Origin of the sequence: Streptomyces sp. Inha503 (assembly GCF_047215865.1) — a bacterium.
In the GTDB taxonomy this organism is placed as follows: Bacteria; Actinomycetota; Actinomycetes; order Streptomycetales; family Streptomycetaceae; genus Streptomyces; species Streptomyces lycopersici.
Genome location: NZ_CP178360.1, coordinates 8,643,704 through 8,664,542 on the forward strand (window position 1 = coordinate 8,643,704; position 20,839 = coordinate 8,664,542).

The 20,839-nt window shown below is 71.9% G+C and carries 14 protein-coding genes; 9 read left to right on the top strand and 5 right to left on the bottom strand.

The features are described from left to right. The first annotated feature begins 94 nt into the window (after positions 1-94). The 5 genes from ACJX2R_RS36730 to ACJX2R_RS36750 all read left to right on the top strand — a co-directional run bounded on the left by ACJX2R_RS36730 (position 95) and on the right by ACJX2R_RS36750 (position 7,544). Complete coding sequence (locus tag ACJX2R_RS36730; protein ID WP_413103587.1) at positions 95-856, top strand: NUDIX hydrolase; 762 nt, start codon at positions 95-97, stop codon at positions 854-856. 130 nt (positions 857-986) lie between these two features. Continuing rightward, the gene (locus ACJX2R_RS36735) at positions 987-3,206 is read left to right on the top strand and encodes an ATP-binding cassette domain-containing protein (RefSeq protein WP_413103588.1); all 2,220 of its coding nucleotides are present in this window, start codon (positions 987-989) and stop codon (positions 3,204-3,206) included. Positions 3,207-3,512: 306 nt separating this feature from the next. Beyond that, positions 3,513-4,466, top strand: a complete 954-nt coding sequence (locus ACJX2R_RS36740; RefSeq protein WP_413103589.1) for a FadR/GntR family transcriptional regulator — start codon at positions 3,513-3,515, stop codon at positions 4,464-4,466. A gap of 467 nt (positions 4,467-4,933) precedes the next feature. Next, positions 4,934-6,499, top strand: a complete 1,566-nt coding sequence (locus ACJX2R_RS36745; protein ID WP_413103590.1) for an RNA polymerase sigma factor — start codon at positions 4,934-4,936, stop codon at positions 6,497-6,499. 214 nt (positions 6,500-6,713) lie between these two features. Then, positions 6,714-7,544 carry a S1 family peptidase gene (locus tag ACJX2R_RS36750; RefSeq protein ID WP_413103591.1) on the top strand — a complete coding sequence of 277 codons (831 nt, stop codon included), beginning with the start codon at positions 6,714-6,716 and terminating at the stop codon, positions 7,542-7,544. Between the two features lie 234 nt (positions 7,545-7,778). On the opposite strand, the gene ACJX2R_RS36755 is transcribed toward ACJX2R_RS36750, so the two are convergent. Beyond that, positions 7,779-8,009 carry a hypothetical protein gene (locus ACJX2R_RS36755; RefSeq protein WP_037964812.1) on the bottom strand — a complete coding sequence of 77 codons (231 nt, stop codon included), beginning with the start codon at positions 8,007-8,009 and terminating at the stop codon, positions 7,779-7,781. A gap of 441 nt (positions 8,010-8,450) precedes the next feature. Between ACJX2R_RS36755 and ACJX2R_RS36760 the strand changes: the two genes are divergently transcribed. From ACJX2R_RS36760 to ACJX2R_RS36770, 3 genes are all read left to right on the top strand, one after another. Further along, entirely contained in the window at positions 8,451-10,574 is a 2,124-nt protein-coding gene (locus tag ACJX2R_RS36760; protein WP_413103592.1) for a DNA gyrase/topoisomerase IV subunit B, read from the top strand. Between the two features lie 221 nt (positions 10,575-10,795). Beyond that, entirely contained in the window at positions 10,796-11,248 is a 453-nt protein-coding gene (locus tag ACJX2R_RS36765) for a DUF485 domain-containing protein (protein WP_262702801.1), read from the top strand. Next, positions 11,245-12,852 carry a cation acetate symporter gene (locus ACJX2R_RS36770; protein WP_413103593.1) on the top strand — a complete coding sequence of 536 codons (1,608 nt, stop codon included), beginning with the start codon at positions 11,245-11,247 and terminating at the stop codon, positions 12,850-12,852. Before ACJX2R_RS36765 ends, ACJX2R_RS36770 begins: the two co-directional genes overlap by 4 nt. Before the next feature lie 13 nt (positions 12,853-12,865). On the opposite strand, the gene ACJX2R_RS36775 is transcribed toward ACJX2R_RS36770, so the two are convergent. From ACJX2R_RS36775 to ACJX2R_RS36785, 3 genes are all read right to left on the bottom strand, one after another. Further along, complete coding sequence (locus tag ACJX2R_RS36775) at positions 12,866-13,576, bottom strand: response regulator (protein ID WP_413103594.1); 711 nt, start codon at positions 13,574-13,576, stop codon at positions 12,866-12,868. Beyond that, complete coding sequence (locus ACJX2R_RS36780; RefSeq protein ID WP_413103595.1) at positions 13,573-15,243, bottom strand: ATP-binding protein; 1,671 nt, start codon at positions 15,241-15,243, stop codon at positions 13,573-13,575. Before ACJX2R_RS36780 ends, ACJX2R_RS36775 begins: the two co-directional genes overlap by 4 nt. A gap of 186 nt (positions 15,244-15,429) precedes the next feature. Beyond that, entirely contained in the window at positions 15,430-16,443 is a 1,014-nt protein-coding gene (locus ACJX2R_RS36785; protein ID WP_413103596.1) for a sucrase ferredoxin, read from the bottom strand. Positions 16,444-16,752: 309 nt separating this feature from the next. Here ACJX2R_RS36785 and ACJX2R_RS36790 point away from each other — a divergent pair, with 309 nt between their 5' ends. Then, a complete protein-coding gene (locus tag ACJX2R_RS36790; protein WP_413103597.1) occupies positions 16,753-17,091 on the top strand; it encodes a sel1 repeat family protein in 339 nt (112 codons plus the stop codon). Between the two features lie 1,052 nt (positions 17,092-18,143). Here the strand turns inward: ACJX2R_RS36790 and ACJX2R_RS36795 are convergent. Next, positions 18,144-20,597 (bottom strand): DNA gyrase/topoisomerase IV subunit A, encoded by a 2,454-nt coding sequence (locus ACJX2R_RS36795; protein ID WP_413103598.1) that lies wholly within the window; start codon positions 20,595-20,597, stop codon positions 18,144-18,146. Positions 20,598-20,839 lie beyond the last annotated feature (242 nt).

Below are 20,839 nucleotides of genomic sequence, written 5' to 3' on the forward strand. Positions count from 1 at the left end.
CGCGCAGGCGAGCGCTTGAGAGAGCGATTTCACGAACATCGGTGATCATGCTCAAGAGCCTGATTATCGTCAGGCAGACGACTATGATCGCGTCATGCCCTACGACCCGTCGGCTTTCCCGGCATTCGCCGTCACCGTTGATCTGGTCGTGCTCACCGTGCGGCGGCATTCACTGTGTGCGCTGGCCGTTCGCCGCGGGGAGCCGCCCTTCAAGGGTCGGTGGGCGCTGCCCGGCGGTTTCGTGCGACCCGATGAGGATCTCTCTGCCGCCGCTGCCAGGGAGTTGGCCGAGGAGACCGGGCTGCTCGCCCATGACCCCACGCTTCCGGTTCCGCCCAACGCGGCCCACCTCGAGCAGCTCGCCACCTACGGCGATCCGAAGCGGGACCCCCGGATGCGCGTGGTCAGCGTGGCGCATCTCGCGCTGGCGCCCGATCTGCCCGCTCCCCGGGCCGGGGGTGACGCGCACAGCGTGCGCTGGGCGCCGGTCGAGTCGCTGCTCGAACAGGACGGGGCCTTCGGGCGGGACAGCGATCTGGCCGCCCCGCTCGCCTTCGACCATGCCCGCATCCTCGCGGACGGGGTCGAGCGCGCCCGCTCCAAGATCGAGTACTCCTCGCTGGCCACCGCCTTCTGCCCGCAGGAGTTCACGGTCGGCGAGCTGCGCCGGGTGTACGAGGCGGTGTGGGGCGTGGCCCTGGACCCGCGCAACTTCCATCGCAAGGTCACCGGCACCCCGGGCTTCCTGGTGCCCACCGGTGGTACGACGACCCGTCAGGGCGGCCGCCCCGCCCAGCTGTTCCGGGCCGGAGGTGCGACGCTGCTCAATCCGCCCATGCTTCGTCCCGAGGTGTGACGGGCCATGACACGACGACTCCCCGGGAATGCTATGTCCTGACGAAATAGGACATAGCGGGTTACCGTTCTCCGGTACGCCACCAGTCCCCACGTGCCATCGAGCGGTTCCATGCCCCGCGGGAGAAGCCATGATCCAGGCCACCGGACTGACCAGCACCCCCCGCCGCAACCATCCGCCCGTTGTCGACGACCTCACCTTCGAGGCCCCGGCGGGCCGGGTCACCGCACTGCTCGGCGGCCCCGGCGCGGGCAAGACCACCGCGCTGCGGCTTCTGCTACAGCTCGACCGGGGCCATGGCTCCGCCTTCTTCCGGGGCCGCCCCCTGCACCGCATCCGGCGCCCGGCTCATGAGATCGGCGTTCTCCTCGAGGACGTCCCCGGTCACCCGGGCCGCACCGTGCGGGGGCATCTGAGGATGCTCGGTGCCGCGGCCGGGGTGGCTGCCGCACGCGCCGATGTCGTGCTCGATGTGGTTGGCCTCACCGATCTGGCGGACGAGCGTCTCGGCGATCTGTCCACCGGGGCGGAGCGTCGTCTCGGGATCGCCACCGCGCTGCTCGGGGACCCGCACACCCTGGTCCTCGACGAGCCCGCACGGGGTCTGTCGGCGCGGGAGACCGCCTGGCTGTACGGGCTGCTGCGTCAATTCGCCGCTCAAGGCGGCGCCGTCCTCGTCGCCACCGAGGACGCCGAGGGCGTGATCCGCCTCGCGGACCAGGTGCTCACCCTGGAATCGGGGCGGCTGGTGGCCGATCAGCCGGTGGACGAGTTCGCCCGCACCCGGCTGCGCCCCCGTGTCGTCGTCCACTCGCCGCTCGTCGGCCGTCTCGCCGCCGTCCTGGAGGAGGAGGTCGAGGCCGCCCGGCAGTTGGCCGAGGCCCAGGCGGCGGAGGAGGCGCGGGCGGCAGCCGAGCTCGCGGCCAAGACCGAGATCGCCGAGGCCGACACGGCCCAGCCCGACATGACGGACGGGGGCGACGTCGTCAAGGCCGAGAGCGCCGGGCCCAAGGCCAGGAAGAGGGCGCTCTGGCGCAAGGTCAGGATGGCCCAGTTCGCCGCTCGGGGCTCCGCCGCGGCCGTGGCGAAGAAGGCCACCGCGGAAGCCGCGGCCAGCGACACAGCGGCCAACGATGCGGCGGCCAGCGGCATGGCGGCCAGCGGCACGGCGGACAAAGCAGACGCGGCGAACCCGGCGGACAAGGCTGCCTCCGCCCCTGCCCCCGCTCCCGCCTCCATCCCCGCCCGCGCTGCCGAAGCGGTCGGTGCCGAAGCGGTCCAGGCGCGGGTCGGGGCCGGGGCCGCCGCCGGGACCGGGATCGGAGCCGGGACCGAGCCCGAGGAGGAGCCGGTCGCCGCGCCCGCCGACCCGTTCTCCGTGGTGCGGGACGACGACACCCACATCTCCGTCTACGGTCTGTCCCCCGCATCGGTCGGGGAGACCGCCTACCGCCACGGCATCGTGGTCCACCGGCTGGTCGAGGAGACCGCCGACCTGGGCCCCGGGACTCCCGCGGCCGTCCGCGCCCGCGACCCGGAGGCGCCCCCGCTGCGGCTGCTCCCCAAGCTCCGCTTCCCCGGCCCCGCCTGGCCGATGCGCTACGAGGCGCGCCGCGCCACCGGAGTGAGGACCGGCTGGCTGATCGGCGTCGCCTCCATCGTGGCCTCGCTCCTCGCCTCCGTGCTGCTCGCCCGCGCCGGTGACACCGGGGAGCTGCACCGGCTCACCGGCTGGCCCGCCGATCTCCCGCTGCCGCCCGTCGCCATCGCGGCCGGTCTTCTGGGCGCCCTCGCCTTCGGCGACGAGTTCCGCTTTCCGGCACTGGCCGCGGCCCGGGACGCCGTGCCCCGCCGACTCGGGCTGCTGGCCGCCAAATTCGCGGTCTGCGCGGCCGGTGCCGTCCTGCTGTCGCTCGGCGTCATCGTGCTCGACAGCGCGGCGCTCCTGCTGCTTGTGGGCGGCAACGCGGTACCGCTGCCGGGCGACTGGCCCGCGCTGGTGGTCGGCGTCTTCGGCCTGACCATCGGCTCGTCATGGGCCGGGCTGCTCGCCGCCGGAGTCTTCCGTTCCACCGCGCTCGGGCTGGCCACCCTGCTCGCCGTGCCGATCCTCGCGGTGCCCGTCGTCCAGCGCGCGGCGCAGGACCCGTCGCTGCGTTCGCTGGTCATGCTGCCGCACCGGCTGCGCGCGACGACGCTGGACCGGTCGCCCTCCATGATCGACCGAGGGCTTGCGGTCGTGCTGCGGCTCGCGTCCCAACCGGTCGGACAGGCGCTGATGTTGTCGGTGGCCGTCCTGCTGTGCGCCTACGCCCTCACCGGTCTGCGCGGCAAGAGCACCCGCCAGTAGCACCTGCCAGTAGCACCCGCCAAGCACCCACCAGTAGCGCTCGCCCCGCGCCGGGCGCGCCCGCCCGCCCCGTCGACCACCAGCCCGCCCGCTCCGACGCACCCCCCACCTCGCAGCCCGCTCGGTCCGGAAGCCGCCCAGCCACCGCCCCCGGGCCAGTGGATCAGGCCAGTGGGTCAAGCCAGTGGATCAGGCCCGAAGCGGATTCGCACAGCCATCGCGCGAACTGCTCGCAACTCCCCGAAGGGTGCTTCTTTCTGTCCGATTGAGCGTCAATTATGAGGTAATGGGCGATCACCCTTTCGTGTGCTTTTCACCAAAGACCTCAAGGGCTTCCGAGGCGTCGCCGACAAAGGATGCGTGAGTACCCTTGCGCACACCACGATGACCGCGGCTCGCCCCGCCGACTCCGGCCTGGCCGGTTCGGGCGAGCTTGACCGCTACTCCTACGCCGAAGCCCCCGGCGCCGACCGCGGCAGCGCCCCCTCCTCCTGGGACGGAACCGAGGCGGAGATCGGCCGGGTGGGCCGACGCGCGGCCGGCAACCGGGGCCGCGGGCTGCACGGCCAACTCGTTCAGCAGCTGGGCCAGATGATCGTCTCCGGCGACCTGGGCGCGGACCGTCCGCTCGTCCCCGAGGAGATCGGGCAGCGCTTCGAGGTCTCCCGCACCGTCGTACGGGAATCGCTGCGCGTCCTCGAGGCCAAGGGCCTGGTCAGCGCCCGCCCCAATGTGGGCACCCGGGTCCGCCCGGTCAGCGACTGGAACCTGCTCGATCCGGACATCATCGAGTGGCGCGCCTTCGGTCCGCAGCGCGACGACCAGCGCCGTGAGCTGTGCGAGCTGCGCTGGACCATCGAGCCGCTGGCCGCCCGCCTCGCCGCCGGGCACGGCCGCGAGGAGGTGCAGCAGCGGCTCGGCGACATGGTCGAGATCATGGGCCATGCGCTGACCCAGGGTGACGCCCTCACCTTCTCCCGCGCCGACGCCGAGTTCCACGCGCTGCTGCTCCAGGTCGGGGGCAACCGGATGCTGGAGCACCTGGCGGGCATCGTCGCCGCCGCGCTCCATGTCTCCGGGGCCCCGGTCTCCGGCTGCGACCGCCTCACCGAGGCGGGGGTCGCCCACCACCGCAGGATCATCGAGGCGGTCGGCGAGGGTGACGCCGTGGCGGCCGAGGCGGCGATGCGCCAGCTGCTGACCGTCCACCCGGATCTCGATCACGCCGAGGTCGGGGTGCCCGCGCCGCGCGAGCACTGAGCCGCGGCGCGTCCGGTCGCCCGGATCGCCGGGCTTCCGGAGCGTGCGGTGTACGACGTACGGCAAGGCGGAGTCAACAGGCGCGAATTCCGGCCCGATGAATGCCGTACGGCGTACGAGAGGGCGTCGCCGGATCCCGTGTCGCGGGTTCGGCGGCGCGGCGCGATCTGATCGATCGGCGCCGTGTGGCTCCCATAGGTGCGCGACTGGGAGTTTTCTGTCCCGTTGGATGGGCATTAAGACCGTTATGGGGTGTGACTCGGGCCACGAGTATTGGGCGTAACGCTCTTTGGGGCAGCGCGATGATTAAAGAGGTGGCAGCCGCGGAGGGAATACGGATGTCGCTCAAAACGCTGTACTCCTCCGCACTCCGCCCGCGCCGTCGGTTCATCCTTGCCGGCGGTCGTCGGCTCCGGTCCCCAGCGGACTGAGCCGGAAGCCGTTTCCAACGTTCCGAGAGGTTGTTCGTGTCGGCCAGCACATCCCGTACGCTCCCGCCGGAGATCGCCGAGTCGGAGTCTGTCATGGCGCTCATCGAGCGGGGAAAGGCTGAGGGGCAGATCGCCGGCGACGATGTGCGCCGGGCCTTCGAGGCTGACCAGATTCCGCCAACCCAGTGGAAGAACGTACTGCGCAGCCTCAACCAGATCCTCGACGAGGAGGGTGTGACGCTGATGGTCAGTGCCGCAGAGGCGCCCAAGCGCACCCGTAAGAGCGTCGCAGCGAAGAGCCCGGCGAAGCGCACCGCCACCAAGACTGTCGCGGCCAAGACGGTCGCCGCCAAGAAGACCCCCGCCGCCCCGGCCGCCCCCACCGCGGACCCGGGCGCTGCCCCGGTCGGCGAGGCCGCGGCCGCCCCCGCGAAGAAGGCCGCCGCCAAGAAGACCGTGGCCAAGAAGACGGTCGCCAAGAAGACCGCCGCCGCCGCGAAGAAGACGGTCGCGAAGAAGACCACCGCCAAGAAGGACGTCACCGACGAGCTCCTCGAGGGCGAGGAGGTCATCGAGGAGGCGCCGGGCAAGCCCGGCCCCGAGGGCGCCGAGGCCGAGCCGGAGAACGCGGGCTTCGTGCTCTCCGACGAGGACGAGGACGACGCCCCCGCGCAGCAGGTCGCCGCGGCCGGTGCCACCGCCGACCCGGTCAAGGACTACCTCAAGCAAATCGGCAAGGTCCCGCTGCTCAACGCCGAGCAGGAGGTCGAGCTCGCCAAGCGCATCGAGGCCGGTCTGTTCGCCGAGGACAAGCTCGCCAACTCCGACAAGCTGGCCCCCAAGCTCAAGCGTGAGCTGGAGATCATCGCCGAGGACGGCCGCCGCGCCAAGAACCACCTCCTGGAGGCCAACCTCCGTCTGGTGGTCTCGCTGGCCAAGCGCTACACGGGCCGCGGCATGCTCTTCCTGGACCTCATCCAGGAGGGCAACCTCGGTCTGATCCGCGCGGTCGAGAAGTTCGACTACACCAAGGGCTACAAGTTCTCCACGTATGCCACCTGGTGGATCCGTCAGGCGATCACCCGAGCCATGGCCGACCAGGCCCGCACCATCCGTATTCCGGTGCACATGGTCGAGGTCATCAACAAGCTGGCGCGCGTCCAGCGCCAGATGCTCCAGGACCTGGGCCGTGAGCCCACGCCGGAGGAGCTGGCCAAGGAGCTCGACATGACCCCCGAGAAGGTCATCGAGGTCCAGAAGTACGGCCGTGAGCCGATCTCGCTGCACACCCCGCTGGGCGAGGACGGCGACAGCGAGTTCGGTGACCTCATCGAGGACTCCGAGGCGGTCGTCCCGGCCGACGCGGTCAGCTTCACCCTGCTCCAGGAGCAGCTGCACTCCGTGCTCGACACGCTCAGCGAGCGCGAGGCGGGCGTGGTCTCGATGCGCTTCGGCCTCACCGACGGTCAGCCGAAGACCCTCGACGAGATCGGCAAGGTCTACGGCGTGACGCGTGAGCGCATCCGTCAGATCGAGTCCAAGACGATGTCGAAGCTGCGCCACCCGTCCCGCTCCCAGGTTCTCCGCGACTACCTGGACTGATGCGGACCGCCGCTTCATAGCCGCCTTACGGCGGAAGCGATACGGCGCGAAGGCCGGGCCCCCTCCCAGGGAGCCCGGCCTTCGCGCTGCTGTCGCCAGGTGCGGTGCCAAGTCCTCCGGCGCCGTGTTCCCCGCTTGGCCCACTCGGGATGCGCTTCGCGACAGAGGGGGTAACGCTGAGTGTGCGTCTTGCTCCGTATGGTCAGGAGGCCGCATGCCTAGGTCGTCCCGCTCGCTCCTCGTCGCCCTGGCGGTGCCGCTGGCCGCCGCGCTCGCGATAGTGATCACCGCGCCCGCCCCGGCGACGGCCGATCGGGTGGTGATCGGCGGGCATCCGGCCCGTACGGTCGAGGCGCCCTGGGCGGTGGCCGTGGCCAGCCGTGCGCTCTTCGGGGAGCAGAGGTCGGGCCAGTTCTGCGGCGGGGCGATGGTAGGCCCCACAACGGTCGTCACGGCGGCCCACTGTCTGAGCCGTGGGGTGCTCGGCAAGGACTGGCGGGAGGTGCGGGACCTGAAAGTGATCATCGGCCGTAACGACCTGCGGAAGAAGGACGGGATGGAGTACCCGCTCGCGCGGGTGTGGGTCAATCCGGCGTACGAGGGCGACAACCGGGCCGGGGACATCGCGGTGCTCACCCTAGGGGTCGCGGTGCCCGCGGCCTACACCGTCCGCATGGCGGGCGCCGGTGACCAGGCGTACCGGCCGGGTGAACGGGCCGCGGTGTACGGCTGGGGCGATACGGAGGGCGATGGCACCTATGCCTCGTCGCTGCGCACCGCCACGGTCCGGGTGCTGGCCGACAGCGTCTGTGAGAGCGCCTATCCGGGCAATGCCGAGGGGGACTACGACCCGCGCTCCATGGTCTGCGCGGGGCTGCCGGACGGGGGCCGGGACGCCTGTCAGGGGGACAGCGGAGGGCCTCTGGTGGTCCGGGGGCGGCTGGTGGGGCTGGTGTCCTGGGGGAGTGGATGCGCCGTGGCCGGGCGGCCCGGCGTCTACACGAGGATCTCTTCGGTGGCCGGGCTGGTGGCCGCCCATGACTGACGCGGAGCCCGGGGACGCCTGTGGAAGGGCCCGGAAGGGGCCCCGGAGCGAGCTCCGCAGGGCCCTTGGGCCATGCCCGAAGACTACCCCTGGATCAAGTCGAAGGACTCCTGGGCCATGCCGAAAGTGCGGAAGGACCCACGATACGAGCGTGGGCGGCCGCCCCGCTGAGGGGGCAGACCGCCCGGAATCCGGCCCTGGGCCGGCGTCGCTCGTCGTCGTGGGTATGAGGCGTCAGCGTTCGTCTTCGGACGCGGACGCCGGAACGGCCGTGAGTCGCTCGGTCTCGTCCTGTATTTCCGCGGCGATCTTCTTGAGTTCCGGCTCGAACTTGCGCCCGTGGTGGGCACAGAAGAGCAGTTCACCACCGCTGATCAGCACGACGCGCAGGTACGCCTGGGCGCCGCAGCGATCGCAGCGGTCAGCGGCCGTCAACGGGCTCGCGGGGGTCAGAACAGTAGTCACGTCGCCTCTTCTCTAGCTCGACGAGCTGTCGTACCAGGGTCAACATCCAACCAGCCTGAAATCGTTCCCGCTCGTGGCTTTTTCCCAAAAGTTGCTTCTGAGTAGGCCGGATGGTGACGTTTGGCGGCGAATGAGCCGTATTGCCTAGCTTTGATGCTTCGCGTCGATTGTCTGGTTTGCCCTCCCGGCCGGGTTGCCGGTTGTGAATGAGGACGTGCCCGGAGCCTAAATGGTTCATGCCTGAAAGGGAACGTGATGTGTGCGGCACCGCCGTGAAGTATCGAACGTACGAGCGAAACGGTGCCCGGTGCGACTAGCATGGACGTTTCAACGGGTGGCGGCACAAAGGCTCTATCAAGCCTCGGTACGCTCTGACGGGCGACCATGCCACCATCGTGCCCACAGTTGGGCCAACCAGAAATTCAGCGAGGAGCGAACCGCGTGACCGCCGACACGTCCGTGCCGTCCACTGCGCTGCTGACCGGAGCAGACCGGGGCGGCGGTAACTACACCGCGCGGCACCTTCTCGTCCTCGAGGGGCTCGAGGCGGTGCGCAAGCGCCCCGGCATGTACATCGGCTCCACCGACAGCCGTGGTCTCATGCACTGCCTCTGGGAGATCATCGACAACTCGGTGGACGAGGCCCTGGGGGGCTTCTGCGATCACATCGAGGTGATCCTCCACGAGGACGGGTCCGTGGAGGTGCGGGACAACGGCCGGGGAATCCCGGTGGACGTCGAGCCCAAGACGGGGCTGTCCGGCGTCGAGGTCGTGATGACCAAGCTGCACGCCGGCGGAAAGTTCGGCGGCGGCGCGTACGCGGCCTCCGGCGGTCTGCACGGCGTCGGCGCCTCCGTGGTGAACGCGCTGTCCGCCCGTCTCGACGTGGAGGTGGACCTCCACGGCAAGACCCACTCGATCAGCTTCCGCCGCGGCGTCCCCGGGATCTTCACCGAATCCGGGCCGGACGCCCCGTTCGACCCGTCCAGTGGCGTCCTCAAGGGCAAGAGGGTCCCCAAGACCCGCACCGGCACCCGCATCCGCTACTGGGCGGACCGCCAGATCTTCCTCAAGGACGCCAAGCTCTCCGTGGAGACGCTGTACGCGCGCGCCCGGCAGACCGCGTTCCTGGTGCCGGGGCTCACCCTGGTGGTCCGGGACGAGCGGGGCCTGGAGGGGCAGGAGGGGCCGGTCGAGGAGACCTTCCGCTACGACGGGGGGATCAGCGAGTTCTGTGAGTACCTCGCCCAGGACAAGGCCGTCTGCGATGTGCTGCGGCTGTCCGGGCAGGGCACCTTCAAGGAGACCGTGCCGGTCCTCGACGAGCGCGGCCATATGACCCCGACCGAGGTCACGCGTGACTTGGGCGTCGACATCGCGCTGCGCTGGGGCACCGGCTACGACGCGACGGTCAAGTCCTTCGTCAACATCATCGCCACCCCCAAGGGCGGCACCCATGTCTCCGGCTTCGAGCGCTCGATCACCAGGACCGTGAACGAGGCGCTGCGCGCCGCCAAGCTGCTGCGGGTCGCCGAGGACGACGTCGTCAAGGACGACGCCATGGAGGGCCTGACGGCGGTGGTGACCGTAAGGCTGGCGGAGCCGCAGTTCGAGGGTCAGACCAAGGAGGTGCTGGGCACCTCGGCCGCCTCCCGCGTCGTGGCCAATGTGGTCTCCAAGGAGCTCAAGGCGTTCCTGACCTCCTCCAAGCGGGATGCCAAGCAGCAGGCCCGCGCCGTCCTGGAGAAGGTCGTGGCCGCGGCCCGTACGCGTATCGCGGCCCGTCAGCACAAGGAGGCGCAGCGCCGTAAGACCGCGCTGGAGTCCTCCTCGCTGCCCGCGAAGCTGGCCGACTGCCGCAGCGACGACGTGGCCCGCAGCGAGCTGTTCATCGTCGAGGGAGACTCGGCGCTGGGCACGGCCAAGCTGGCCCGGAACTCCGAGTTCCAGGCGCTGCTGCCGATCCGCGGCAAGATCCTCAATGTGCAGAAGTCGTCGATCTCCGACATGCTCAAGAACGCCGAGTGCGGCGCGATCATCCAGGTGATAGGGGCCGGATCGGGCCGGACCTTCGACATCGACCAGGCGCGCTACGGCAAGGTGATCTTCCTCGCCGACGCCGATGTCGACGGCGCCCACATCCGCTGTCTGCTGCTGACCCTCTTCCAGCGTTATATGCGGCCGATGGTCGAGCAGGGACGGGTCTTCTCGGCGGTGCCGCCGCTGCACCGGGTGGAGCTGGTGAACCCCAAGCGGGGGCAGAGCAAGTACCTCTACACCTACTCCGACCAGGAGCTCCAGGAGACCCTGCTGGACCTCCAGCGCCGGGAGGTCCGCTACAAGGACGGCATCCAGCGCTACAAGGGTCTCGGCGAGATGGACGCCGACCAGCTCGCGGAGACCACGATGGACCCGCGCCACCGCACCCTACGGCGCATCAACATCAGCGACCTGGAGGCGGCCGAGCGCGCTTTCGACCTGCTCATGGGCAATGAGGTCGCGCCCCGTAAGGAGTTCATCACCAACTCGGCGGCGACCCTGGACCGGTCGCGCATCGACGTCTGACGCCCGGCCCCTCGGCAGGGGCCGGTCCGGCGGGGTCTCCCACCCGGGGACCCCGCTCGGCGTTTCCCCGCGCTGCCCGCTCCCGTAGCGCCGTTTCCGGGCCGTTCATCACCTGAGTCACCTGATGGGGTGAAGGTCCGGTATTGAAGGGCTCTGGATCTTTCTGATCTGCACATCCTTGGTCACGCGGCGAATGCCGCAGTGAACAAGGAGTGTTCGGGGTGGACATGCACAAGGCGCGCGACACGGGAGCGGCGCGGCTGGAGGACCCGTGGTACGACGCGCTCGCGTCCGGCTGGGGTGAGGCGGACGACACGGACGGCGAACCCAGGCGCGCGCGTCCGCCCGCCGCCCAGGCGGTCTACACGGAGGTGCACGGCAGCGCCGCCTTCCAGGAGGTGCGCCGCCGCTATCGCCGGTTCGTGTTCCCGGTGACCGCCGCGTTCCTCATCTGGTACCTCGCGTATGTCGTCGCGGCCACCACCGCACCCCGGCTGATGGCCCGCCCGGTCGTGGGCACGCTCAATGTGGCGATGGTCGCGGGGCTCGCGCAGTTCGCCACCACCTTCCTGCTGACCTGGGCGTACGCCCGGCACGCACGGCTGCGCCGGGACCGCGTCGCGCTCGAACTGCGCTGGGTGACGCAGGAGATGATGCGGGGGCACGGGCGGTGACCGGCGAACAGCGGAGCCTGGCGCTGCTGCTCTTCGGCGTCTTCGTGGCGGCCACCTTGACCATCACCACCTGGGCGGGGCGCCGGCGGCACGGCTCGCCGGAGGAGTTCTACGCGGGCGGGCGGCTGTTCTCCCCGATGGAGAACGGCTTCGCCATCGCCGGTGACTACATGTCCGCGGCGTCCTTCCTCGGGATCTCCGGCCTGATCGCGCTCTTCGGCTATGACGGGGTGCTCTACTGCGTGGGCTTCTTCGTGGCCTGGCTGGTGGTCCTGTTGCTGGTGGCCGAACTGGTCCGCAACTGCGGCCGGTTCACGTTGGCCGATGTGCTGGCCGCGCGGATGCGGGAGCGCCGGGTCCGGATCGCCGCGGGCATCTCCTCGGTCACGGTCTGTGTGCTCTATCTGGTGGCCCAGATGGTCGGCGCGGGCAGTCTGGTCGCCCTGCTGCTCGGGGAGACCGGCGGCCGTGCCCGCGCATGGGCGGTGATCGGCGTGGGGACCCTGATGGTGGTCTTCGTGGCGCTCGGCGGGATGCGCGCCACGACCTGGATCCAGATCGTGAAGGCCGTGCTGCTGATGGGCGCGGCGATCGCGCTGACCGCCTTGGTCCTCGTCCGCTTCCGCGGCGATCTCGACGCCCTGCTCAGCGCTGCCGCGCGCAACAGCGGCCACGGCGTGGACTTCCTCGCCCCAGGGCTCAAGTACGGCGGCGACTGGACCGCTCGGCTGGACTTCGTGAGCCTCGGCCTCGCCCTGGTGCTGGGCACCGCCGGGCTGCCGCACATCCTCTCGCGCTTCTACACCGTGCCCACCGCCCGTGCCGCCCGCCGCTCGGTGATCTGGTCCATCGGACTGATCGGCGGCTTCTACCTGATGACGATCGTGCTCGGCTTCGGCGCGGCCGCCGTGCTGGGCACAGATGCCGTACGGACCTCCAACGCGGCCGGGAACACGGCAGTTCCGCTGCTCGCGCTCGACCTCGGCGGCGGCGCCGGATCGACCGGCGGCACGGTGCTGTTCGCGGTCGTCGCCGCGATCGCCTTCGCCACCATCCTGGCCGTGGTCGCCGGGATCACCCTCGCCTCCTCGGCCTCGGTCGCCCATGACCTCTGCACCTCGCTGAGCAGGCGGGCGGGCCGCACCCCGCGCGGCGAGGTGGCGGTCGCGCGGATCGCGGCGGTCGGGATCGGGGCGGCCGCGATCGGTCTTGGGCTGCTCGCCGAGGACCTCAATGTGGCGTTCCTGGTGGGGCTCGCGTTCGCCGCCGCCGCGTCGGCGAACCTTCCGGTGCTGCTGTACTCGCTGTTCTGGCGGCGGTTCACCGCGCGCGGCGCGGTCTGGTCGGTCTACGGGGGGCTGCTTCCGGCGGTGGCGCTGGTGGTGCTGTCCCCGGTGGTCTCCGGCGGCCCGGACGCGATCTTCTCCGGGGTGGACTTCCACCTCTTCCCGCTCCAGAACCCGGGGCTGGTCTCGGTGCCCCTGGGGTTCCTCGCGGGCTGGCTCGGGACGGTCACCTCACCCGACCCCGCGGACGCCCCCGCCCATGTCGCCAGGCACGCCGAGACGGAGGTGCGGGCCCTCACCGGGGCGGGCGCGGCCTGAGGCGGGGAAGGGCTCAGACCCAGTCGTAGCGGTGCTCGGGGCGGCCGGTCTCGCCGTATTTGAGGCTGAGCCGCACCCGGCCCGTGCGCTCCAGCAGCTTCAGATAGCGCTGTGCGGTCTGTCTGCTGAGCGAGGAGCGCTCGGCCACCTCCTGCGCCGACAGCGGGCCCTCGGCGCCCCGCAGCACCTCCCGTACGAGATCGGCGGTGAGCGCCGAATGGCCCTTGGGCAGCTCGGCGGGGCCGGCCGAGGCGCCGCCCAGGGCGCCGAAGATCCGGTCCACCTGGTCCTGCCCGGCCTCGCCGTCGCCCACCAGGGCGCGGCGCAGCGCCGCGTACCCCTCCAGCTTGGCCCGCAGCCCCGCGAAGGTGAACGGCTTGACCAGGTACTGGAGCGCGCCATGGCGCATCGCCGCCTGGACGGTCGCGATGTCGCGGGCCGCGGTCACCATGATGATGTCGGTGTGGTGGCCGAGCTGCCGCAGCCGCCGCACCAGCGACAGCCCCGTCTCATCCGGCAGATAGTGGTCGAGCAGCACCAGGTCGACGTGGGCGCCCTGGGCGTCCTCCAGGAAGGCCAGCGCCTCGGCGGCGGTGTGCGCCTGCCCGGCGACGCGGAATCCGGCCACCTTGCCGACGTAGGCGGCGTTGACCCGGGCCACCCGGACGTCGTCGTCCACGACCAGCACCTCCAGGGGCCCGCCCGGTCCGGTTCCAAGGGTCATCGTGGCTCTCCTGTCGCGGTCAGCGGCGCCCCGGCCGGCTGTTCGGCCAGCGCCTCGGGGAGGACGACGGTGAACTCCGCGCCCCCGCCCTCGCGGTCGGATACGCGGACGCTGCCGCCCTGGCGTTCGGCGAGCCGGCGGACCAGCGCGAGCCCTATGCCGCGCTTGCCGTGCGCGGGCGGCTCCTTGGTCGACCAGCCCTCGGTGAAGACCACGTCGCGCCGGTCGGCGGGGATCCCGGGGCCGGTGTCGGAGACCCGCAGCAGCACCGTACGGTCGTCGGCACACAGCTCCACCTCGACCCGAGGCTCCGGCGAACCGACCGCCGCGTCCAGGGCGTTGTCGATGAGATTGCCGACGATCGTCACCACCCCCGGAGGGTCCACCAGCCGGTCGGGCAGCAGGCTGTCCTCGGCGACGGACAGCGAGACGCCGCGTTCGGTGGCGACCGTGGCCTTGCCGACCAGCAGGGAGGCCAGCAGCGGATCGTGCACCCGCTCGGTGACCTGCTCGGCGGTGGCCCGGTGCACCCCGATCGCCTCGGTGATGAACTCCATCGCCTCGTCGTGCAGTTCGAGTTCGATCAGGCCGAGGAGAGTGTGCATCCGGTTGGCGTGCTCATGATCTTGGGCCCGCAGGGCATCGATCAGCCCCCGGGTGCCGTCCAGCTCGCGGCCCAGTCGCTCCAGCTCGGTGCGGTCACGCAGGGTGACCACCGCTCCGCCGTCGTCCGTCGGCATCCGGTTGGCGACCAGCACCCGGCCACCGCTGACGGCCAGCAGATCGGCGCCGGTGACCCGCCCGGACAGCACATCGGTCGTACGGCCCGGGGACAGCACCGCCTCCAGGGGCTGCCCGGTGTCCTCGGGGCGCAGATCCAGCAGCCGCTGGGCCTCGTCGTTGATCAGGCGGATGCGGCCGTGGGCGTCGAGGGCGACGACACCCTCCCGGATCCCGTGCAGCATCGCCTCGCGTTCGGCCAGCAGCGCCGAGATATCGGAGAAGGCCAGGTCATGGGTGCGTCGCTGGAGCCGGCGGGAGACCACGTACGCGGCCAGGGCGCCGACCGCGAGCGCGCCGCCCGCGTAGGCGAGCATCTCCGGGACCGCGGCGACGAGCCGGGCGCGCACGCTCTCGTAGGAGATGCCCACGGAGACGGCGCCCACGATGTGGCCGTCCCCGGCGCGCAGGGGCACCTTGCCGCGGGCCGACCGGCCGAGGGTGCCGTCGTCGATCTCCATGACCTCCCGGCCCTCGAGGGCCTCGGTGGGGTCGGTGGAGACATGCTTCCCGATCTCGTCCGGGGAGGTGTGGGACCAGCGCACCCCGCGCCGATCCATGATCACGACATACTCGGCGCCGGTCGCCCGGCGGATGCGTTCCGCCTCGGTCTGCACCGGCCCGCCGGGGGTGGGCCGGGTGTGCTGGAGCGCGTCGGCCATCCGGGGCTCGGCAGCCGTGGTCTGGGCGATGGCGAGGGCACGGCGCATGGCCTGGTCGTCGAGGTGGTCGCTGAGCGGTGCGAGGAAGAGGCCGGTCGCGAGCACGGTGACACCCGTGGCGATGGCCAGCTGCATCAGCAGGACCTGGGAGAAGACGCGTCGGGGCCAGCCGATGCGCCACCTGGTGGCCGTGGCTGCCGGCCCCGGCGGTATCGCGACGCTCATGGCAACGAAGGGTAACCAAGGGCGGGCGGGAGGGGCCGGGGCAGGATCTGGGGAGGTGTCCGCGGAGGGGTCTGGGGAGGGGGCTGGGAGCGGCGGTCCCGGGGTGCCGCGGGGGTGGGTGCGGGCTTACGGGGGCGGGCTTGGGCGGTCAGGGGCGCCGTGGCTTACGAGAGCGGGGCCTGGGCGTCAGAGGCGCCCGGCGGCCATCGCCCGTACGCCGTGTGCGGGCCGCCGGGCGGTCCGGATTCCGACAACCTCCATCCGGGCCGGGGAGCCCAGGGGGAAGCCGCAGCTCTCCGGCCGCGGCGGCGCCGCGGCGAGCTGCGCGACGCTCACCCGCCAGGCCCGCCCGTCGCGGTGCTCGACGGTCACGGACCAGACCGGGGCCCCGCCCTCGGTCCGTACGACGGTCAGCGCGTCGGCCCCGTCCTCGCGGGTCAGCTCGCGGACGGCCAGCTCCGCCGCCTGGCCGGGGCGCTCCCAGGCGGAGCGGCCGCGGCAGCCGTCGGTGACCACCCGGCCGTTCCGCAGCGCCTCGATGACGTCCTTGACGCCCTGCGAGGTGGCCCTGCCGTAGGCGTAGCCGTGCGGCAGCACGACGAGGGTGGGGGAGAAGCGATGGCCGCCGATATGGGTGATCTCCCAGGTGCTGTGGACCCCGGAGGCGGCCAGCTCACCGGCCAGTGGGCGGCCGAGGAGGGCGCAGCAGCGGTCGCGCTTGCCGTTGGTGCACACCAGCACCAGCGGGTCGCCGGTGTACTCCTCCCAGGCGGCGGGATCAGCGGCGGGGCTGTGGGGCTCGTGGAGTTCGTGGGGCGCGTGGGGTCGCAGGGTGAGCCCGCCGGGGTCGCCCGCGCCCAGTGCGGTGAAGTCCAGGCCGAGCAGCCGTGCCGGATCGTCCAGGGCGGTGGTGCGGATCCAGGGGTGGCCGGGCCGGGTGTGGGCCACGAACACCCGGTGCCTGGCGCCGGTGTGCAGATCGGCGTGGCGGCCGGGGCGGCGGATCAGCGCGACCCGTACGCCGGTGCCCTCGGCGGCGCGCTCCAGGGCGCGCCCCACGGCCGGGTCGAGGCGGCTGGCGGTGAGGGCCTCGGTGCCCCAGGGCCCGGGCTGTTCCACCAGCAGCCAGGTGGAGGCGGTGGCCGCCGTCCCGGCGAGCGGCTCGGACAGGTCGCGGGAGGCGGTCGCGCACGTGCTCACGAAGGTAAGCCTAACCTCTCTTGATCGAGAGCGCTCCCCGGGTCTTGCGTTCGCGCCGGAGCCGTGGTGGAGACCGGAAGTTGGGCGACGAACGACCGGAGCCGAACGGCGCCTCATCGGCCAGGCGGCGGAGCGCGGCGGTCCGTATTCCGCCGCGTACTCGCCGTTCCGTGGGGTGGGAGCAGGCGGGAAAATGGCACCCAGGGGGCGGAGGGGGTGGAGGGGGCGGATATGGGTGGCTTATGGGCGCGGTGGCGCAGCCGTCGGGGGAGACGCGGGGCGCACTCGCTGGATCCCGGGCTGAGGGCCATGGTGAGGGCGGCCTACGACGAGGGGCGGCCGATTCCCGAATCGCTCGCCCGTAAGGCGGCCGAGGCCGGTGATCCGCGGGGGATGACCGTCTACGGCATCGGGCTGGGGCAGCGGGGCGCGTACGCCGAGGCGGTCCACTGGCTCGGTAAGGCCGCCGGGACGGGGGATCTCTCGGCCATGGTGGTGCTCGGCACCGTCCACCTGGACCGCGGCGAGCTGGGTGAGGACGGAGCGGCACTTCCAGCGGGCGGCCGACCGCGGCCACGACGGCGCGCGCCTCGCCCTCCGGCAGATGCGCGCCCGGCGCAACGGCAGCGGCCACTGAGCGGCCACTGAATCGTTTGCCGTGGCCGCGTCGGCTGTCCGGGGCCAGCTTCACCGTGGCGCCCGGCCGCGAAGAGGGGGCTTCTCCCGGCGGCAGCCGGGGGAGCCTGGTGCGGTCGCCCGCACGGCGGAGGACCGCCCCGTCCTGGGCCGGGCGGGCGTACTCGGGCCCCTGCGGCACCGCGGCGAGGGGCCTTGCTGGGTGGTGGGACCGGGGTAGCCGTCACATCGGGTCATGCCGGGCCCCGGCGGGCCGTGCCGCCGGTCGGGGAGCGGGGCGGGCCGTGTGCGGACGGGGCCGAGGGCGTGAGCGGCGCGATGCCAAGAAACGGCGCGATGCCCGTGAGCGGCGGGGCTCGGGAGCGGCGAGAGGCCCCGGAACGGCGGGGGACCCGGAACGGCGGGGGACCCGGAACGGCGAGGGGCGCGGCACCCTCGCGGTGCCGCGCCCCTCCGCGCTCGTCCTGCTCGCCCGGGCTGGGCCCGGCTCGCCGCGGGCCAGGCCGGATCGGACCCGGCTCGGATCGGACTCTGCCCGCTGCGGGCCGGACCTGGCTCGCCGTGGGCCAGACGCTGCTAGTCCGGGCCGGACCTGGTTCGCCGCGCGCCAGACCCTGCTCGCCCGGCCCAGACGCTGCTCGCCGGATCGGACCTGGTTCGCCGTGGACCAGACGCTGCTCGTCCGGATCGGACTCTGCTCGCCGTGGCCCAGACGCTGCTCGTCCGGATCGGACCTGGTTCGCCGCGCGCCAGACCCTGCTCGCCCGGCCCAGACGCTGCTCGCCGGATCGGACTCTGCTCGCCGTGGGCCAGACCCTGCTCGTCCGGATCGGACCTGGCTCGCCGTGGGCCAGACGCTGCTAGTCCGGGCCAGACCCGGCTCGCCGCAGGCCAGCCCCGGCTCAGCCGGGCCAGCCCTGGCCCGTCCGGCCAGGCCCGCCTGTCCGGCCAGGGGGTCCGTCCGCCCGCCTGTCCGCCTGTCCGTCTGCCAGGCCCGTCCGTCCGGCCAGGCCCGTCCGTCCGGCCAGGCCCGTCCGTCCGTCTGCCAGGCTCGCCCGTCCGGGCTACACCGGTCCGGCCACCACCGTCACCGGCTTGGCGAGTGGCTCGCCCGAGCCGTCGCGGCGCGGGTCGATCTCCGGCAGGGCCGCCGGGGAGCCGTTCGGCCCCGCCGCGCGGGCCGGGACCGTGCCCGCCCAGGCCATGACCAGGCAGTCCTCGCCCTTCAGGAACCGCTGACAGCGCACCCCGCCCGTGGCCCGGCCCTTGCGCGGGTACTGGTCGAAGGGGGTGAGCTTGGCCGACTGCTGCACCGAGTCGTCGAGGGTGCCGCTCGCGCCCGCGACCGTGAAGACCACCGCGTCGCTCGCCGGGTCGACGGCCGTGAACGAGATCACCTTGGCGCCGGAGGTGAGCTTGATGCCCGCCATACCGCCCGCGGCGCGGCCCTGTGGCCGCACCTGGCCGGCCGCGTAGCGCAGCAACTGGGCGTCGTCGGTGATGAAGACCAGGTCTTCCTCGCCGGTGGACAGCTCCACCGCGCCCACGATCCGGTCGCCCTCCTTGAGGCCGATGACCTCCAACTCGTCCTTGTTGGCGGGGTAGTCGGGGACCACGCGCTTGACGACGCCCTGCTCCGTGCCGATCGCGAGCCCCGGTGAGGACTCGTCCAGGGTGGTGAGGCAGATCAGCTCCTCGTCGTCCTCCAGCGAGAGGAACTCGGCGATGGGCGCCCCGCCAGACAGATTCGGGGGTGCGGCCGACTCCGGGAGGATCGGGAGGTCGATCACCGAGAGCCGCAGCAGCCGCCCGGCGGAGGTCACCGCCCCCACCGAGCCGCGGGCCGTGGCCGGGACCGCGGAGACGATCACATCGTGCTTGGCGCGCTTGGCCTTCCCCTCGACCGGGAACGGCTCGCCGTTGGCGGTACGGGCCAGCAGCCCGGTGGAGGACAGCAGCACCCGGCAGGGGTCGTCCGCGACCTCCAGCGGCACCGCGGTCACCGGCGCGTTCGACGACTCCAGCAGCACCGTGCGGCGCGGGGTGCCGAACTTCTTGGCCACCGCGGCCAGTTCGGAGGAGACCAGCTTGCGCAGCTCGGCGTCGGAGTCGAGGATCCGGGTCAGCTCCTCGATCTCGGCGTTGAGCCGGTCGCGCTCCGACTCCAGCTCCAGCCGGTCGAACTTGGTCAGCCGGCGCAGCGGGGTGTCCAGGATGTACTGCGTCTGGACGTCGGAGAGGCCGAAGCGCTCGATGAGGGACCGCTTGGCCTCCGCCGCGTTCTCGCTCTGCCGGATGAGGCGGATGACCTCGTCGATGTCGAGCAGGGCCACCAGCAGACCCTCGACCAGGTGCAGCCGGTTCCGCCGCTTGGTGCGCCGGAACTCGCTGCGCCGCCGGACCACGTCGAAGCGGTGGTCGAGGTAGACCTCCAGCAGCTCCTTCAGGCCCAGCGTGAGCGGCTGGCCGTCCACCAGCGCCACGTTGTTGATGCCGAAGGACTCCTCCATCGGCGTGAGCTTGTAGAGCTGCTCCAGCACGGCCTCGGGGTTGAAGCCGTTCTTGATCTCGATGACCAGCCGCAGCCCGTGCTCACGGTCGGTGAGGTCCTTGACGTCCGCGATGCCCTGGAGCCTCTTCGCGCCGACCAGGTCCTTGATCTTGGAGATGACCTTCTCGGGCCCCACCGCGAAGGGGAGCTCGGTGACGACGAGGCCCTTACGGCGGGCCGTCACGTCCTCCACGGCCACCGTGGCGCGGATCTTGAAGGTGCCGCGGCCCGTCTCGTACGCGTCCCGGATGCCGCTCATGCCCACGATCCGGCCGCCGGTGGGCAGGTCGGGCCCCGGCACATGCCGCATCAGCGTGTCGAGGTCCGCGCCCGGGTGCCTGATCAGATGGCGGGCGGCGGCGATGACCTCGCCCAGGTTGTGCGGCGGCATATTGGTGGCCATGCCGACCGCGATCCCGGACGTGCCGTTGACCAGCAGGTTCGGATAGGCGGCGGGGAGGGTGACCGGCTCCTGCTCACTGCCGTCGTAGTTCGGGGAGAAGTCGACCGTGTCCTCGTCGATCGACTCGGTCATCAGCGAGGTCGCCGACGCCATCCGGCACTCGGTGTACCGCATCGCGGCCGGCGGGTCGTCATTGCCCAGCGAGCCGAAGTTCCCGTGGCCGTCGACCATCGGCAGGCGCATGGAGAACGGCTGCGCCATGCGCACCAGCGCGTCGTAGATCGACGCGTCGCCGTGCGGGTGGAGCTTTCCCATCACCTCGCCGACGACGCGGGCGCACTTCACATAGGAGCGCTCGGGGCGCAGGCCCATGTCGTTCATCTGGTAGAGGATGCGGCGGTGTACGGGCTTGAGCCCGTCTCGTGCGTCGGGCAGCGCGCGCGAGTAGATGACCGAATAGGCGTACTCGAGGTAGGAGCCCTGCATCTCGTCGACGACGTCGATGTCGAGGATGCGCTCCTCGAAGTCGTCCGGCGGCGGGGTCTTCGTGCGGCGGCGGGCCATCGCGCTTGGGGCTCCTTCAACTGCCGATGCGGGATCTGACGCGGACCATTGTGGCCCGGTCCACCGACAAGTGTGGAACGGCCCGGGGCGCTCGCGGCCGGGGCGGGCCCCGGAACCGTGCCCGGCGGCACCGTACGAAGCCCCCTCGAAGGGGTCCGGATCCGGCGCCGGAGGGCCCGCCGAAACGGTTCGGGACAGCTCGGCGGGACGGGAGTGGACCGGAACTTCGCCAGATGTCCGTC

Excerpts from the sequence above, each read along its gene's own strand:
- ACJX2R_RS36730 (WP_413103587.1), top strand. The coding sequence starts at position 95 with ATGCCCTACGACCCGTCGGCTTTCCCGGCATTCGCCGTCACCGTTGAT.
- ACJX2R_RS36735 (WP_413103588.1), top strand. The coding sequence starts at position 987 with ATGATCCAGGCCACCGGACTGACCAGCACCCCCCGCCGCAACCATCCG.
- ACJX2R_RS36750 (WP_413103591.1), top strand. The coding sequence starts at position 6,714 with ATGCCTAGGTCGTCCCGCTCGCTCCTCGTCGCCCTGGCGGTGCCGCTG.
- ACJX2R_RS36775 (WP_413103594.1), bottom strand. The coding sequence starts at position 13,576 with ATGACCCTTGGAACCGGACCGGGCGGGCCCCTGGAGGTGCTGGTCGTG.
- ACJX2R_RS36780 (WP_413103595.1), bottom strand. The coding sequence starts at position 15,243 with ATGAGCGTCGCGATACCGCCGGGGCCGGCAGCCACGGCCACCAGGTGG.
- ACJX2R_RS36790 (WP_413103597.1), top strand. The coding sequence starts at position 16,753 with ATGGTGAGGGCGGCCTACGACGAGGGGCGGCCGATTCCCGAATCGCTC.
- ACJX2R_RS36795 (WP_413103598.1), bottom strand. The coding sequence starts at position 20,597 with ATGGCCCGCCGCCGCACGAAGACCCCGCCGCCGGACGACTTCGAGGAG.